The organism is Streptomyces sp. NPDC101178 (genome assembly GCF_044767965.1).
In the GTDB taxonomy this organism is placed as follows: Bacteria; Actinomycetota; Actinomycetes; order Streptomycetales; family Streptomycetaceae; genus Streptomyces.
In genome coordinates, this window is record NZ_JBIWOZ010000001.1 from 1 (window position 1) to 14921 (window position 14921).

Below are 14921 nucleotides of genomic sequence, written 5' to 3' on the forward strand. Positions count from 1 at the left end.
CCGCCGGCCCACCCGGAGCACGGCCCCCGGACCGCCACCAGCCCGGCTCCGGCCGGCCCGTTGGCGGGCGGCTAGGACGGCATCCGCTGAAGCGGGGGGGGGGCCCCCCCCCCCCCCCGGGGCCCCCCCCCCCCCCCGGGGGGGGGGGGGGGCCCGCCGCCGTATTGTCTAAACAGCCCGGGAGGCTCACCGCCACCGTGATGATGTAGGCAGCACCGGTCTGCCCTGAAGGAGCACCACATGACCCCGCCCGTCGTCCACTCGCTGCGCGAACAGATCCGCGAGCACATCGTGGAGGGGATCGTCAGCGGGCGCTGGAAGCCGGGCGAGCGGATCGTGGAGCGCCGCATCGCCACCGAGCTGGAGGTGAGCCAGACGCCCGTACGCGAGGCGCTGCGGGAGCTGGAGACGCTCCGGCTGATCGAGTCGGCCCCGAACAAGGGCGTCCGGGTCCGCAACCTCACCGCGGCCGACCTGGAGGAGAGCTACCCGGTGCGGGCCGGTCTGGAGCAGATCGCCGCCGAGCTGGCGGCCCCGCTGCTCGGCCAGGACTGCTCGGCACTGGAGCCGCATGTGGCCGCGCTGTACGAGGCGGACCGGCTGGCCGACGGCGAGGCCCAGGTGCGGCACACGGTCGGCTTCCACCGCGAGATGGTCCGTGCCGCCGGGAACGCGGTGCTGCTGCACACCTGGGAGGGGCTCGGCATCGAGGTGTTCACGGCCCTCTCCATCCGCTGGCTCGGCACGGTGCAGAAGTCGTACGCCGAGGAGCACCAGGCCCTCATCGACGCGTTCCTCGCCGGGGACCCGCAGATCGGCGCCCTGGTGAAGGCCCATGTGCTGGGCTGCGCTCCACGCGCCTGACCTGACCGGCAGGCTTCGATCATCTGGCGCGCGACCTGCTCTTCCGTGCAGGTCAGCGCCCTATTTGCGCGCTATTTCGCGTCACTCCGTGCCCCCTTTCGAGGCACCCCATGCCACTTTTCTTCGTATCGAGAAGTTTTGCCTTCAATCCTTTGATCGATCATCGATCAGCGCCTTACAGTTCACTTCGCGGGCCCACCGGCCCCATCGCTCTGTCCTGCCAGATAGGGCCTTCTCCACCCCCCTCCTCTCCGGAAGGCGGCGATCATGACCGACCCCGTAGGAAAGCTTCCGAGCGAGCTCGACCAGCTCCCGGACCGTGACCCCGAGGAGACCGCCGAATGGGCGGCCTCCCTGGACGCCGTCACCCAGGCCGCCGGCCCGCACCGCGCCGCGTACCTGATGCGCCGCTCGCTGCAGCACGCCGAGGGCGCCGGTCTCGCGCTGCCCAAGCTGCTGGAGACCGATTACGTCAACTCCATCCCGACCGCCGCCGAGCCCGCGTTCGACGGCGACCTGGAGATGGAGTCGAGGATCACCGCGTGGAACCGCTGGAACGCGGCCGCGATGGTGACCCGGGGAGCCCGGTTCGGAGTGGGCGGCCACATCGCCACTTTCGCCTCTGCGGCCTGGCTCTACGAGACCGGCTTCAACCACTTCTTCCGCGGCAAGGAGGGGGACGGCTCCGGCGACCAGCTCTACATCCAGGGCCACGCCTCCCCCGGCATCTACGCCCGCGCCTTCCTCGACGGCCGGCTCAGTGAGCAGCAGCTGGACAACTTCCGCCAGGAGTCCGGTGGCGAGGGCCTGCCCTCCTACCCGCACCCGCGGCGGCTGCCCTGGCTGTGGGAGTTCCCCACGGTGTCAATGGGCCTCGGCCCGCTCTCGGCCATCTACCAGGCGCGCTTCAACCGTTATCTGGCCAACCGCTCCATCAAGGACACGGCCAACTCGCACGTCTGGGCCTTCCTGGGCGACGGCGAGATGGACGAGCCGGAGTCGACCGCGGCCCTGGCGTTGGCGGCCCGTGAGCAGCTCGACAACCTGACCTTCGTCATCAACTGCAACCTGCAGCGCCTCGACGGCCCGGTCCGCGCCAACTTCCGCGTGGTCCAGGAGCTGGAGGCGCAGTTCCGCGGGGCCGGCTGGAACGTCGTCAAGACGCTCTGGGGCAACGCCTGGGACGAGCTGTTCCAGCTGGACACCACGGGCGCGCTGCTGCGCCGCCTGCGCGAGGTTCCGGACGCGCAGTTCCAGACGTACGCGACGCGTGACGTCGCCTACATCCGCGAGCACTTCTTCGGTGCAGAGCCCGCTCTCGTCGAGCTGGCGAAGCTGCTCACCGACGCGAAGATCGCCGAGTGTTTCTACACCTCGCGCGGTGGCCACGAGGCCCGCAAGGTGTACGCGGCGTACAAGGCGGCGATCGAGCACAAGGGCGCGCCGACCGTGATCCTGGCCCAGACGGTCAAGGGCTACACGCTCGGCAAGGGCTTCGAGTCCAAGAACGCCAACCACCAGATGAAGAAGCTGTCGATCGACGAGTTCAAGGGCATGCGCGAGCTGCTCGGCCTCCCGATCCCCGACAGCGCCTTCGAGGACGGCCTGGTCCCCTACGGCCACCCCGGCGCCGACTCGCCGGAGGTCCGCTACCTCCAGGAGCGCCGCGCGGCGCTCGGCGGTCCCGCCCCCGCTCGCCGGATCCACGCCTCCGCTCCGCTGCCGCAGCCCGAGGAGCGCGCGTTCAAGGCGCTGTACAAGGGGTCCGGCAAGCAGGAGATGGCCACCACCATGGCCTTCGTCCGCCTGGTGAAGGACCTGATGCGGGACAAGGAGACCGGCAAGCGCTGGGTGCCGATCGTCCCGGACGAGGCCCGTACCTTCGGCATGGAGTCCCTGTTCCCGTCGGCCGGTATCTACTCGCCGCTGGGCCAGACCTACGAGCCGGTCGACCGTGACCAGCTGATGTACTACAAGGAGGCCAAGGACGGCCAGATCCTCAACGAGGGGATCACCGAGGCCGGGGCCATGGCCGACTTCATCGCCGCCGCCACGTCGTACGCGACGCACGGCGAGACGATGATCCCGTTCTACATCTTCTACTCGATGTTCGGCTGGCAGCGGACCGGCGACCAGATGTGGCAGCTCGCCGACCAGCTCGGCAAGGGCTTCATCGTCGGTGCCACCGCGGGCCGTACGACCCTGACGGGTGAGGGCCTCCAGCACGCGGACGGCCACTCGCACCTGATCGCGGCCACCAACCCGGCCTCGCTCAACTACGACCCGGCGTTCGCGTACGAGGTGGCGGTGATCGTCAAGGACGGTCTGCGGCGCATGTACGGCCCCGATGCCGAGGACGTCTTCTACTACCTGACGGTCTACAACGAGCCGAAGCCCCAGCCCGCGATGCCCGAGGGCGTCGAGGAGGGCATCGTCAAGGGCCTGTACCGCTTCAAGGAGGGCACGCCCGCCAAGGCGGACGCGCCGCGCCTGCAGCTGCTGGCCTCCGGCACGGCGATCCACTGGGCCCTGGAGGCCCAGGAGCTGCTGGCCGCCGACTGGGGTGTCACGGCCGACGTCTGGTCCGCCACCTCGTGGGGCGAGCTGCGCCGCGACGCGCTGGAGGCCGACGAGGCGCTCCTCCGCGGTGAGGTGCAGGTGCCGTACGTGACGCAGGCGCTCTCCGGTGCGCCGGGCCCGGTGCTGGCGGTCAGCGACTGGATGCGCCAGGTCCCGGACCAGATCAGCCAGTGGGTGGAGCAGGACTGGTCCTCGCTCGGCACGGACGGCTTCGGCCTCTCCGACACCCGCGAGGCGGCCCGCCGCCACTTCGGCGTCGACGCGCAGTCGATCGTCGTCGCCTCGCTGGCCCAGCTCGCCAAGCGCGGGGAGGTCCCGGCCTCGGCGGTCAAGGATGCCCGGGAGCGCTACGGCCTCTGAGCCCTCCTCCCCTACCGATCCGAAACCCCCGCTCACCGGGGCGAGCGCGTCCGACAACGTGCCCGCCCCGGCGGCCGGGGGTTTCGGCGCGGTCGGCCGGGCTGCGGCGGCCCGGCCCCTGGCCTTCGGCGTGAAGGGCGCCGTGCTCTGCCGCCACAATGGGCGCATGCGTGCTGCTCGGCTGATCAAGATGGTCCTCCTTCTTCAGTCTCGTCCCGTCATGTCCGCGGCCGAACTGGCGGCGGAGCTGGAGGTGTCGGAGCGCACGGTGACCCGCGACGCCCAGGCGCTCTCCGAGGCCGGCGTGCCGGTCTACGCGGAGCGCGGCCGGGCGGGCGGCTACCGGCTCATCGGCGGCTACCGCACCCGGCTGACCGGCCTCGCCCGCAACGAGGCGGAGGCCCTCTTCCTCTCCGGCCTGCCCTCCGCACTGCGCGAGATGGGCCTGGAGGGCGCGGCGTCGGCCGCCCGCCTCAAGGTCTCGGCCGCGCTGCTGCCCTCCTTGCGTGACGCCTCGGCCTCCGCCGCCCAGCGCTTCCACCTGGACGCCCCGTCCTGGTACCACGAGCCGGAGCCGCCCGACCTCCTGCCCGCGGTCGCCGACGCCGTCTGGGACGACCGCCTGCTCCGGGCCCGCTACCGCAAGGGCGGCGGCCGGGGACACGGACGCGAGGGCACGGAGGTGGCGCGGGAGCTCGCTCCGTACGGGCTCGTCCTCAAAGCCGGTGTCTGGTACCTCTGCGCCAGGGTCGCGGACGACTTCCGGGTCTACCGGATCGACCGGTTCACCTCGGTGGAGCCGGTCGACGAGCGCTTCGACCGGGACGAGGGCTTCGACCTGCCCGCGTTCTGGGAGGAGCGGGCCGCCGACTTCGCCCGGTCCCTCCTCCGTACCGAGGTAACCGTACGGGTGTCCGAGAGCGGTGCGCGGCAGCTCGCGTACACCGGCGACCGGGCGGCCGCCGCTACGGCCCTCTCCGAGGCCCCTCCCGCCGACCCGGACGGGTGGCGCACGGTGGTCCTTCCCGTGGAATCACTGGACGTGGCATACAGCCAGCTCCTTTCGCTGGGTCCCGAGTTGGAGGTCGTGGCGCCGGAGTCGCTCCGGAGCCGGTTCGCCGAGGCGGCCGAACGCCTGCGCGAGCTGTATCGCTGAAAGGCTTCTTTTCGCCGTCTGGGCGTGCGAGGGGTCCCGGCAGGCTGGATGCTGGACCCGTGATGGACGAGACGGAATTCTGGGAGCTCATCGACAGCAGCCGCGAGGGAGCCGAGGGCGACCCCGAGGAGCAGGCCGATCTGCTCGTGGAACGGCTGGTGCGGCTCGACCCCGATTCCGTGCTGGACTTCGCCCGGCACTTCGAGGCCCGCTACAACCGCGCCTACCGCTGGGACCTGTGGGGTGCGGCCGCCGTGCTGCTCGGCGGTGCGAGCGACGACGCCTTCGACTACTTCCGGTGCTGGCTGATCGGCCGGGGCCGGGAGGTGTTCGAGGGCGCGCTGCACGACCCGGACGGTCTGGCGGAGCTGCTGGACGACTTCGACGAGGAGATCGACGGGGACGGTGAGGAGCTGGGCTACGCCGCCGACGAGGCGTACGAACAGCTCACGGGTGTGGTCGCGCCCGATCTGGGACTGCCGCCGCAGCCCACCGAGCCGCTGGGCTCCCCGGTCGACTTCGAGGACGAGGAGACGCTGGCCGCCCGCTACCCGGAGCTCTGGGACCGCTTCGCACCCAGTTGAGCCGCCGAGCTGAGCCGGCGAGCTGAGCCGGCGAGCTGAGCCGGCGAGCTGAGCCGGCGAGCTGCTGGATCCCACCGCTCAGGGCGCCAGCGAACGCCCCATCAGCACGTCGTCGACATAGCGCCCGTGCAGGAAGAACTCCCCGCTCAGCACCCCTTCCACGGCGAATCCCTCGGAGGCGTACAGCGCCCGGGCCGGGGTGTTGTGCCCCAGCACGCGCAGCGTGATCCGGTTGGCGCCCTGCCGCCGCGCCTCGGCGCACGCGGCCCGCAGCAGGGTCCGCCCGACGCCGGCCCCGCGCGCCCAGGACGCCACGGCGAGGCCCTGTATCTGGCGGACATGGGCGTTGCAGGCGAGAGGCGTGGGCGGGACCAGGCGTATGTAACCGGCGATGCGGGTCCGGCCGGACCCGGACTCGGACCCCGACTCGGCCCCCACCCCGGACTCGGCCCCCGGCTCAGACCCGGACTCGGCCATCGTCGCGGCCTCGGCCACGAGGAAGTCCTCGGGCCGGTGGCGCTCGTCGAAGAACGGCTCGTACGGCGGCCGGGGCCGCGGCACCACCGCGTGCAGCGTGGACCAGGTGGAGCGGTCGAGCTCGCCGAGGGCTTCCTCGTCGGTGGGCCGGGCGGGACGGACGGAGAGGGAGTGGAGGGTGGTGGTTGCGGACATGACGTCACTGTCCCATGCCGGGTTCTTCGTGCTCCATGGTGTTTTCCCCCGTATCCAGTGCCGTGTTTCCCCCCATCCCTGGGGCAGGATGGCACCATGCCGACCTCCCGTATCGCCGTCACTGGATCGTCCGGACTCATCGGAGCGGCGCTCGTGCGCTCGCTACGCGCCGACGGGCACGAGGTGGCCCGTCTGGTGCGAAGGCCCGCCCGGTCCGGTGACGAGGTGGAGTGGGACCCCAAGCGCGGTTACGTGGACGTGGCCGGGCTCGTGGGCTGCGACGCGGTCGTCCACCTCGCCGGGGCCGGGGTCGGCGACCACCGCTGGACCGACGACTACAAGCGGGAGATCCGCGAGAGCCGGGTGCTGGGCACGGCCGCGATCGCCGAGGCCGTCGCCTCGCTCGACACCCCGCCGAAGGTGCTGCTCTCCGGCTCGGCCATCGGCTACTACGGCGATACGGGCGACCGGGCCGTGGACGAGAGCGCGGCGCCCGGAGAGGGCTTCCTGCCCTCCGTCTGCGAGGAGTGGGAGGCCGCGACAGCCGCCGCCGAGGAGCGCGGCATACGCACGGTGCACGCCCGCACCGGACTGGTGGTGGCCCGCGAGGGCGGAGCGTGGGGGCGGCTGTTCCCGCTGTTCAAGGCGGGGCTCGGCGGGCGGATGGGCAACGGCCGCCAGTACTGGAGCTTCATCGCGCTGCACGACCATGTCGCCGCCCTGCGCCACATCCTGGACACCGAGTCGCTGACCGGCCCGGTCAACCTGACCGGTCCCGACCCGGTCACCAACGCCGAGGTGACCGCCGCGATGGGCCGCGTCCTGCGCCGCCCGACCCTGTTCACCGCCCCGGCGCCCGCGCTGCGGGTCGCGCTCGGCGAGTTCGCCGGCGATGTGCTGGGCAGTCAGCGCGTGATCCCCGGCCGGCTGCTGGACTCCGGCTTCTCGTTCGCGTTCCCCGGCATCGACGCGGCGATCCGTGCCGCCCTGCGCTGACCCGGCCCCGCGACCCGGGGGCGGGACGCCCGGCGGCCGCGTGTGCGACCCCGTGCCCCGGTGCCCCCGGTCACGCGCGTCTGACCCACTATCAGCCATCCTCCTAACCTCGATGCGAACTCCGGCATTCCGGGGACCTGTTGGGGGCAAGAAGCCCCCACCAGTCGCACCGACTCGGGGAGGGCCTTGTGCGCAGCACGGCACACCACGCGGACGTGATCATCATCGGGGCCGGGATCGCCGGCCTCTCAGCGGCCCATCTGCTGACCGGCGCCGGAGTCGGCGTCAGTGTTCTGGAGGCGGCCCCCACCGTGGGCGGCCGGCTGACCACCCGTGAGGTGGACGGCTTCCGTCTCGACCAGTTCGGCCCCCTGCTCTGCACCTCCTGGCCGGAGCTGACCTCCACGCCGGGCCTCGGCACCCCGGAGCTGCGGGAGTTCGCTCCCGGGGTGCTCGTGCACAGCGAGGGCCGTCGCCACCGCACCGGTGACATACGGAGCGCGAGGGGCGCACTCAGGGCCGTACGCACCCGATCGAGCGCCCCCCACGCCTCGCCGGGCGGGTACGGGAGCCACTTGCGGCTCGCGTCCCGGAGCGGCCCGGGTGCGAAGAGCCCAGGCCTCCGCAGCGGCCCCACCATGTCCGAGGCGTTCGAGCGGGCCCGGCTCGGCGCCGCGCTCTCCCGGCTGGCCACCACGCCGACGGCCCGGATCCTTGCCCGCCCCGAGCGGACGACGCTGGCCGCACTGCGGGCCGGCCAGATGCCCGCCCGTACGGTGGACGGCGTCCTGCGCCCGCTGCTCTCGGCGCTGCTCGGCGACCCCGGTCTCACCACATCGAGCCGGTACGCGGATCTGGCGCTGCGCGACTATGCGCGGGGCGGACTGTGTGTACCGGCGGGCGGTTCGGGAACGCTGCCGGATCTGCTGGCCGCCGCGCTACCGCCGGGCACGGTACGGACCGGGGTACATGTCACGGCCGCCGACATCACCACCGTACGGACCAAGGAGCACGGCGAACTGGGGTGCCGTTCGCTGCTGCTGGCCACCGGCGCGGGGGCGGCGGCCGAGCTGCTGCCAGGGTTGCGGGTGCCTGCCTTCCGCCCCGTGACGGTCCTGCACCACACCGCGCCCACGCCGCCGCCGACCGGCAGGTCGCTGGTGCTGGACGGCGACCGGTCGGGGCCGGTGGCGTACACGGCGGTGATGAGCGCGGTCGACCCCTCGCGCGCGCCGGAGGGCCGGGCGCTGATCACCTCGACGGTGCTCGGGACGCCGCCGCCGGACCTGGACCGTTCCGTACGGGCCCAGCTGGCCCGGTTGTACGGGACGCCGACGGACGACTGGGAGCTGCTGGCCGCCCACCACGACCCGGAGGCGGTCCCCGCGATGGAGGCCCCGCACGACCCGCGCCGGCCGGTGCGGGTGCTGGCCGGACTGTACGTGTGCGGCGACCACCGGGACACCAGCTCGGTCCAGGGGGCGCTGCACTCGGGGCGCCGGGCGGCGGAGGCGATCCTGACGGACCTGGGGGTGGCTCCGGCGCGTCAGGGAGGCGCGCGGGTGCCGGAGGCGGCGTAGGGGGCGCGGTGCAGAGGAGGCGGCGCGTAGGGGCGGGCGCCCCTTTCGAAGGCGCCCGCGCGCGTCTCAGCCGAGCGCCGCCACCCGGTCGCGGTAGCCGCGTACGGGCGCGGCGTCCCGGTACGGCTCCAGGCTGCGCTCGAAGGCGCGTACGTACTCGGCGGCCCGGACCGAACGCATCTCGGAGGCCTGCTGAGCCGCCTCGGCTCCCAGCTGGCAGGCCTGCTCCAGCTCACCGAGGCCCAGCCGGGCGGAGGCCAGCACCACCCGGCAGAAGAGCCGGCTGCGGGCGTAGGCCGGAGCGCGTAGCTGGAGCGAGCGCTCCGCGTGCTGGGCGGCGGCCCGGTACTGCTGGAGGTCGCGGTGGCAGTGGCCGAGCTCGTGGGCGAGCTGCGCCTCGTCGAAGAGGCGGGCCCACAGCGGTGCCTCGTCGCCGGGTCGCGCGGTCTCCAGGGCGTGCTCGGCCCGGGTCAGCGCGGCGGTGCAGGCCCGGGCCTCGCCGAGGATCCCGTGGCCGCGTGCCTCGACCGAGTGGAGCAGGGCCTGCACGAGCGGCGGTGCGGCGGAGCCGATGCCCTGCTGGGCGACGCGCGCGAGCTGCACGGCCTCCCTGCCGTGGCCGAGGTAGACGGCCTGGCGGCTCATGGTGATCAGGACGTACGCCCCGTAGCCGCGGTCTCCGGCGGCCTGGGCGAGCCGCAGGGCCTGGACGAAGTACCGCTGGGCCAGGCCATGGGCGGCGATGTCGAAGGAGGTCCAGCCGGCCAGCCGCGTCAGGTCGGCGATCGCGGCGAAGAGGCGGCGCCCGGTGGCTTCGCCGTAACTCCCGCGGAGCATCGGCTCGGCCTCGTGCTCCAGATAGCGCACGAGGGCCTGGCGGGCGTGGCCGCCGCCGTAGGTGTAGTCGAGAGTGCGGAAGAGCTCACCGACCGAGCGCAGGGCCGCGACATCACCGTTGCCCACCCGGAGGCCGGGCCCTCGCTCGGTCTGCCGCTGACGGGGGACGACGGGGAGCGTCTCCGTACCGGACGACGCTCCGGAAGCGGACGTTCCGCCGGGCAGGGCTCCCACTCCCGTACCCATGGCTGCTCCTGGCCTGGCCGTTCCGGACGGGTCCGTCGCCGTGGAGGGGCGGCCGCCGGCCGGGACGGGGTGACCGGTGGTGGGCCTGCCGACCGGGCGTACGGGGCCGCCGGGGCGGGCCACGCCGCGGGCGTCGGTGCGCAGGGCGCCTACCGGCCCGTCCGTACGGCCGTGTGCGGGTGCCGGGGCTCCGGCGCCGCCTCTGCGGTGCGCGGCGGGCGGCCGGTCCGCCCCTCCGTCGCGGGCCACCCACTCGTCGGCGCGTCCGATCAGCCAGTCGCGGCTGGGGACGACCAGGCCGGCGGGGGTGAAGGCGATCTTGCGCAGCTCGGTGTGCGTCCCCGAGTCCTTGCGCCACAGGCCGCTGACGATGTCGACGGCCTCGGTGGGCGTGGCGGCGAACTCCAGGCCCGCGTAGACGGGCGCACAGGCGTCGAGGCCGAGGTCCTGCGCGGAGAGCCGCCGCCCGAGGCGCCGGGTGAAGACCTCGGCGATCAGGGCGGGCGTGGTGCCGCGCGGCTGCTGTCCCCGCAGCCAGCGGGTGACCGAGGTCTTGTCGTACCGCAGGTCCAGTCCGTGTTCGAGGCCGAGCTGATCGACCCGGCGGGCGAGGCCCGCATGGGAGAACCCGGCTTCCGCGATGAGTGCGGCGAGGCGGCGGTTGGGCGTGCGCTGCGGGGGTCGTTCCGACATCAGCTGTACGGTCTCCTGCCTTCGGGGGCCCGGGCAGCCCCTGGGGAACGGCGCGAATTTAGCGTCCACCGGGGCGGTCGGAGCCACCCTTTGCTCCACGTTCATCCGATCGTGTGAGGATTGCGGACAGAGCTGACAGAAGGGGCCGGACCTCTCTCAGGTCGGGACGCGCGCGCTCCGCCAGGCCCCGACACCTGCCGGTGGGCCGGACGGGTGACGGTCGTACAGTGGTTGAGGGCGCGATCAGTGCAGGGTGCCGTCATCCCGGGGACACCCCTTCGGGCACACGGCGTCCGACGTAGGGAGGCATCTGTCGTGAGCGAGCTGCGGTTCGTCCGTCTGGGCTTCGGTGACGAGGCCGTCGAGTACACGGAGGCCTGGCAGAAGCAGCGCGAGGTGCACGCGGCCCGGTTCGAGGACCTGGTGCCGGACACCTGTCTGCTCCTGGAACACCCGCCGGTCTACACGGCGGGCCGTCGTACGGCGGACAGCGAACGTCCGCTGGACGGCACCCCGGTCATCGATGTGGACCGCGGCGGCAAGATCACCTGGCACGGCCCCGGCCAGCTCGTCGGCTACCCGATCCAGAAGCTGCCGCGTCCGGTCGACGTCGTCGCGCACGTCCGCCGCCTGGAGGACGCGCTGATCCGTACGGCCGCCGACTTCGGGGTGGAGACCTCGCGGGTGGAGGGCCGCAGCGGTGTCTGGGTGCTCGGCGATCCGGTCGAGCAGCGGCAGGCGCTGGGCGGGCTCGCGCTGGACTTCGACCCGAGGCTCCAGGACGAAGAGTTCGACCCGCGGCTGAACGGTCCGGAGTACGCCCCGTCCAACGCGGGCCAGCGCCGCGAGGACCGCAAGCTGGCCGCCATCGGGATCCGGGTCGCCAAGGGCGTGACCATGCACGGCTTCGCGCTGAACGTGAATCCGGACAACACCTGGTTCGACCGGATCGTGCCGTGCGGCATCCGGGACGCGGGGGTCACCTCGCTCTCGAACGAGCTGGGCCGGGAGATCACCATCGAGGAGGTGCTGCCGGTCGCAGAGAAGCACCTGCGGGACATCCTGGAGAACGCGGAGCTCGCACCCCGCGAGATCGAGCGGTCGACCGCACAGCCGGCCGGGCAACCAGTCGTACAGCCTGCCGAGCAGCCGAAGGCCGCAGCCCCGGCGTGACGCGATGTATTACCCGAAAGTAGTACCGACCAGTAGCCCCGACCGCCGCCACCGGCCGGGGAAGGGCCGGGGAATAGGCCCCGTCGGCCGCAGGTTGGCCAGGCGTAAGGCCGTTTGATTTACGGGCGTACCCTGGTGTTCGCCGAAGAATCCCATGCGAATCCCACGCAGCAGAAAGCAAAGGGGAGCCGGAGTGTCCGCTGTCGCACCCGACGGGCGCAAGATGCTGCGCCTGGAGGTCCGAAACAGCCAGACCCCCATCGAGCGCAAGCCCGAGTGGATCAAAACGCGGGCGAAGATGGGCCCCGAGTACAAGCAGCTGCAGAATCTCGTGAAGGGCGAGGGGCTGCACACGGTCTGCCAGGAGGCGGGCTGCCCCAACATCTTCGAGTGCTGGGAGGACCGCGAGGCCACCTTCCTCATCGGCGGCGACCAGTGCACGCGGCGTTGCGACTTCTGCCAGATCGACACGGGCAAGCCGCAGGCGCTGGACCGTGACGAGCCCCGCCGGGTCGGCGAGTCCGTCGTCAAGATGGACCTGAACTACGCCACCATCACCGGCGTCGCCCGCGACGACCTGGAGGACGGCGGATCCTGGCTGTACGCGGAGACCGTGCGCCAGATCCACACGCAGACGGCGGAGCGGGAGGCGGGCGCGACCAAGGTCGAGCTGCTGATCCCCGACTTCAACGCCGAGCCCGAGCAGCTGGCCGAGGTCTTCTCCTCGCGCCCCGAGGTGCTCGCGCACAACGTGGAGACGGTGCCGCGCATCTTCAAGCGCATCCGCCCCGGCTTCCGCTACGAGCGGTCCCTGGAGGTCATCACGCGGGCCCGCGAGGCCGGCCTGGTGACCAAGTCCAACCTGATCCTCGGCATGGGCGAGACCCGCGAGGAAGTCAGCGAGGCGCTCCAGGACCTGTACGACGCGGGTTGCGAGCTCATCACGATTACGCAGTACCTGCGGCCCACCGTGCGCCACCACCCGGTCGAGCGCTGGGTGAAGCCGATGGAGTTCGTGGAGCTGAAGGACGAGGCCGACGCGATCGGCTACTCCGGCGTGATGTCGGGGCCGCTGGTGCGTTCCTCCTACCGCGCGGGCCGTCTCTTCCAGCAGGCGATGGAGGCGCGCGGCGCGGCCGCGACGAGCGTCCCGACGGCCCAGGCCGTGTGAGTCCGCTCACCCGGACTACCGAGCAGTAACCGCAAGGCCGAGGCGGCTCGTACGCTCCCCGCAGGTGAGGGGCGCGGATGGGCCGCTTCGGCGTGCGGGGCACCGGAATGAAGGGTTCATTGGTGTTTGACCCACCGGTCACGCACTGGTAACACCGAGCAGTGACCCTAGGTACACGTGCAGCGGCAGCTTCCACAGCCGTCGCCGTCACTGCTTCCCGTACTCAGTCCGCGCCCCGGTGGCGCATCCACTCCGAGGGGAAACATCATGCAGGCCGCACCGGTCCGCGCCCACGCCATTCCGTCCGTCACCACCGCCCTGCGCGCCGTCGAGTCGCTGCTGCTGAGCAGCGGCCAGCGCACCGCCCGCCGCAACGCCTGGACGGCCGTCCTGGAGGACCGCCGCCGGGCCAAGGACCGGGTGGAGTCCCCGTACGTACCGGACGCGGTGGCCGACCACCGTTCCTAGGTCGCTTCCACGCCACGTAAACTTCGGTACATGGCGAGGAAGGCAAAAACCGAAGGCGCGGACAGCGCCGAGAACGCAGGGCGGCTCAAGCAGATCGCCCTGACCTACAAGATGACCAAGCGGTCCGACAGCAAGATCGGGTTCATCGTCGCGGGCGTGGGAATCGCCACGTTCGGTGTCCTCCTCGGCATCGGCTTCTTGATCGGTCACCCGGTCTACCTGGGCATCCTGGGCTTCGTCCTGGCCGTCCTCGCGATGGCGATCGTCTTCGGACGACGGGCCGAACGTGCGGCCTTCGGGCAGATGGAGGGCCAGCCCGGCGCGGCGGCCGCCGTCCTGGACCGGATCGGACGCGGCTGGACCACGACCCCCGCCGTGGCGATGAACCGCAGCCAGGACGTCGTGCACCGGTCCGTCGGCAAGGCCGGCATCGTCCTGGTCGCCGAGGGCAACCCGAACCGGGTGAAGGGCCTCCTGGCGGCCGAGAAGAAGAAGATGGCCCGCATCGTGGTGGACGTCCCGGTCCACGACATCATCGTGGGCAACGGCGAGGGGCAGGTGCCCCTGAAGAAGGTCCGCACCAAGATGCTGAAGCTCCCCCGCGTCCTGACCGGCCCGCAGGTGACCACCACCAACGACCGGCTGCGCGCGATGGGCGACCTGATGAGCAACATGCCGCTGCCGAAGGGCCCGATGCCGAAGGGCATGCGGATGCCGCGCGGCGGAAAGATGCGCTGAGCGCGCGTACGCGAGAACACAGGACGGCCCCGGACCGAGGATCGGTCCGGGGCCGCCGCGTCTGCCCGTACTGATGGGGCTGACGGAGCTGTGGGGTGGGACTACATCCGGACCTGTACGGCGCGGCCGAGGCGGTCGTGGAGGCCACGCCCGTCGCGGTCCCAGACGAGGGCCGGGATGACGAGCAGCAGCAGGACGGTCCGTACGACGACACGTCCGAAGCCGAGACGGCCGCCGTCCTCGGAGACCACGCGGAGCCCGAGGAGGCGCTTGCCGGGGGTGCAGCCGATGGTGCCGACGGTGAGGGCGCTCATGAGGAGGAAGACGCCGAGCGCCCAGTTCCCCGCCGCCTGCTGGTCACCGCGAGCGAGCAGCCCGTATGCGATCACCATGCAGATCGACCAGTCGATGAAGACGGCCCCGAGACGTCGGCCGAACGAGGCGACGGCCCCCGGCCCCTCCTCGGGCAGCCCGAGCCGCTTGCCTCGATAGCCGAAATCGGCACCCATGTCTTCGGCGGCCGCGCGGGGCCCTGAGAGCCACGATCCGATTGCTTGCCTGTTGTCCACCCGTCCACGGTACTGCGCCCGTGTTTGGACCCGGCCGGGCGGGGCACGGAAACAGCCGCGCGGAGACAGCCGCTGAGATGCCGGTCACCCTCGCCCCGGTTAACTTGGGCGAAACAAATGGGTCATGCTTGAGAAATCACGCCTGCCTATGGTCGGGACCAGCGTGTGCCACCGCACTGGCCGCACCACGAGCTACAACCCCGCCCGTCCCGGGTCGGGAGTAGGAGGAGTTGG

The 14921-nt window shown here is 72.1% G+C and carries 13 protein-coding genes; 10 read left to right on the forward strand and 3 right to left on the reverse strand.

What is annotated here, in order from left to right; genetic code table 11:
- Positions 1–240 precede the first annotated feature (240 nt).
- The 4 genes from ACIRR8_RS00005 to ACIRR8_RS00020 all read left to right on the forward strand — a co-directional run bounded on the left by ACIRR8_RS00005 (position 241) and on the right by ACIRR8_RS00020 (position 5544).
- The gene (locus ACIRR8_RS00005; protein WP_018511906.1) at positions 241–864 is read left to right on the forward strand and encodes a GntR family transcriptional regulator; all 624 of its coding nucleotides are present in this window, start codon (positions 241–243) and stop codon (positions 862–864) included.
- A 267-nt stretch (positions 865–1131) separates the two neighbouring features.
- Positions 1132–3804, forward strand: coding sequence for a pyruvate dehydrogenase (acetyl-transferring), homodimeric type (aceE, locus tag ACIRR8_RS00010; protein WP_404057234.1), 2673 nt, complete (start codon positions 1132–1134; stop codon positions 3802–3804).
- A 166-nt stretch (positions 3805–3970) separates the two neighbouring features.
- Complete coding sequence (locus ACIRR8_RS00015) at positions 3971–4960, forward strand: helix-turn-helix transcriptional regulator (protein ID WP_404057236.1); 990 nt, start codon at positions 3971–3973, stop codon at positions 4958–4960.
- A 62-nt stretch (positions 4961–5022) separates the two neighbouring features.
- Positions 5023–5544: a DUF4240 domain-containing protein gene (locus ACIRR8_RS00020; RefSeq protein ID WP_404057238.1), complete on the forward strand. Its 522-nt coding sequence runs from the start codon at positions 5023–5025 to the stop codon at positions 5542–5544.
- Positions 5545–5622: 78 nt separating this feature from the next.
- Here ACIRR8_RS00020 and ACIRR8_RS00025 read toward each other — a convergent pair whose 3' ends face one another.
- Complete coding sequence (locus ACIRR8_RS00025) at positions 5623–6216, reverse strand: GNAT family N-acetyltransferase (protein WP_404057240.1); 594 nt, start codon at positions 6214–6216, stop codon at positions 5623–5625.
- 96 nt (positions 6217–6312) lie between these two features.
- Between ACIRR8_RS00025 and ACIRR8_RS00030 the strand changes: the two genes are divergently transcribed.
- Both ACIRR8_RS00030 and ACIRR8_RS00035 read left to right on the forward strand, forming a co-directional pair.
- Positions 6313–7212, forward strand: coding sequence for a TIGR01777 family oxidoreductase (locus tag ACIRR8_RS00030; RefSeq protein WP_404057242.1), 900 nt, complete (start codon positions 6313–6315; stop codon positions 7210–7212).
- A 188-nt stretch (positions 7213–7400) separates the two neighbouring features.
- Positions 7401–8792 carry an FAD-dependent oxidoreductase gene (locus tag ACIRR8_RS00035; protein ID WP_404057244.1) on the forward strand — a complete coding sequence of 464 codons (1392 nt, stop codon included), beginning with the start codon at positions 7401–7403 and terminating at the stop codon, positions 8790–8792.
- Between the two features lie 66 nt (positions 8793–8858).
- Here ACIRR8_RS00035 and ACIRR8_RS00040 read toward each other — a convergent pair whose 3' ends face one another.
- Positions 8859–10568, reverse strand: a complete 1710-nt coding sequence (locus ACIRR8_RS00040; RefSeq protein WP_404057246.1) for a regulator — start codon at positions 10566–10568, stop codon at positions 8859–8861.
- A gap of 315 nt (positions 10569–10883) precedes the next feature.
- On the opposite strand from ACIRR8_RS00040, the gene lipB reads away from it, so the two are divergent.
- The 4 genes from lipB (at position 10884) to ACIRR8_RS00060 (ending at position 14118) form a co-directional block, all read left to right on the forward strand.
- Complete coding sequence (gene lipB, locus ACIRR8_RS00045) at positions 10884–11741, forward strand: lipoyl(octanoyl) transferase LipB (RefSeq protein WP_404057248.1); 858 nt, start codon at positions 10884–10886, stop codon at positions 11739–11741.
- A 193-nt stretch (positions 11742–11934) separates the two neighbouring features.
- A complete protein-coding gene (gene lipA, locus ACIRR8_RS00050; protein WP_404057250.1) occupies positions 11935–12912 on the forward strand; it encodes a lipoyl synthase in 978 nt (325 codons plus the stop codon).
- Positions 12913–13179: 267 nt separating this feature from the next.
- On the forward strand, positions 13180–13380 hold the full coding sequence (locus tag ACIRR8_RS00055; RefSeq protein WP_093686094.1) for a hypothetical protein: 201 nt from the start codon (positions 13180–13182) through the stop codon (positions 13378–13380).
- 30 nt (positions 13381–13410) lie between these two features.
- Complete coding sequence (locus tag ACIRR8_RS00060) at positions 13411–14118, forward strand: DUF4191 domain-containing protein (protein ID WP_018511895.1); 708 nt, start codon at positions 13411–13413, stop codon at positions 14116–14118.
- A 101-nt stretch (positions 14119–14219) separates the two neighbouring features.
- On the opposite strand, the gene ACIRR8_RS00065 is transcribed toward ACIRR8_RS00060, so the two are convergent.
- Positions 14220–14627: an RDD family protein gene (locus tag ACIRR8_RS00065; RefSeq protein WP_404057253.1), complete on the reverse strand. Its 408-nt coding sequence runs from the start codon at positions 14625–14627 to the stop codon at positions 14220–14222.
- Between the last annotated feature and the right edge of the window lie 294 nt (positions 14628–14921).